Source organism: Vibrio sp. Vb0888 (assembly GCF_033338835.1).
GTDB lineage: Bacteria > Pseudomonadota > Gammaproteobacteria > Enterobacterales > Vibrionaceae > Vibrio > Vibrio alginolyticus.
Genome location: NZ_JAWOTL010000182.1, coordinates 1 through 1251, shown reverse-complemented (window position 1 = coordinate 1251; position 1251 = coordinate 1). Strand labels below are relative to the sequence as shown.

General features: G+C 45.1%; 1 protein-coding gene. It reads left to right on the top strand.

From position 1 onward, the window contains the following. Window positions 1-410 precede the first annotated feature (410 nt). Window positions 411-1251, top strand: an 841-nt coding sequence (locus R7P72_RS24870; RefSeq protein WP_318110942.1) for an HAD family hydrolase, incomplete at its 3' end; no start/stop codon positions are given.

The window sequence follows — 1251 nt, the reverse complement described above, 5'->3', positions numbered from 1 at the left end:
CCGTTGAACTGAGGACTTTGAGTAATTTGCATGAGTCACCTTTGCTGTTGCGAATTTGAAGGCGTGATCCGGATATTTGCCCGCGATTCACCTTGATGACCCAATCATAAATTTCATTAATACCGCAGGCTTGTTATACCGCTTATAACCTATTTTCATGGCGCTTGTTGCTACTCTACTTTGGGCAGTTTGAGATAACCCGTATGCGGCGTTTTGGAAGTATTTCGCTATTCATTTCGTGCACAACCAAGGAATGCGACTACGCTTGCTTATGATGAAGGCGAATTTTCAACGCTAACGCGTGGGCGAAAAAATGACATGAGTACAACGTGTAAGTGGTCGTTTAAGGTTATCCGCCCTCATTGCCCTTTTTAGGGATCACAACCTAGTGAAATCAATCGAGGTAAATAATGAACAAAATCCATCTCTGTACTCTTGCCGTCTTAACTAGCTTATCTTTTTCCAGCCTCGCGAAAGATTGCGATGCCAACTTGCTCCCTTCTTGGAAAGACAGCGACAGCAAAACCGCCATTGTGAATTTTGTCGAGCAATCTACCGACAGTTCAAAGGCAACATTTATTCCCGTTTCTGACCGCATTGCCGTGTTCGACAACGACGGTACACTTTGGTCAGAAAAGCCGATTTATTTCCAAATTGCATTCGCGTTGGATCAAATCAAAGCCCTTGCGAAAACGCATCCAGAATGGAAAACGCAGGAACCTTTTAAATCCGTCATTGAAAACGACTTAGAGAAAGTCTTTGCTGGCGGCAAAGAATCGCTACTCCAAATTATGAAAGTCACCCACAGCGGCATGACCGTTGAAGAATATCAACAATCCGTCGAGCAATGGCTTGCGGCAGCGAAAGACAAGCGCTTTGGTAAAGCCTATAACGCTCTCACCTTTAAGCCGATGCGCGAAATGCTTACTTACCTGCAAGAGAACAACTTCAAAACCTACATTGTTTCGGGTGGTGGCGTGGACTTTATGCGCGTGTGGGCGCCAGAGGCTTACAACATTCCTGAAGAACAAATCATCGGCAGTGCGTTGAAATACGAATACAGCTTTAATGATGGTCAGCCTAAAGTGATGAAGTTGGGCGAACTGTTAACGCTCGATGATAAAGAAGTGAAAGTCGAAAACATCCAGTACATTATTGGTAAGAAACCAGTGCTCGCCGTTGGTAACTCGGACGGAGACCAAGCGATGATGCAGTGGGCGACAAGCCAACCAAATTCTATGGCGATGATTG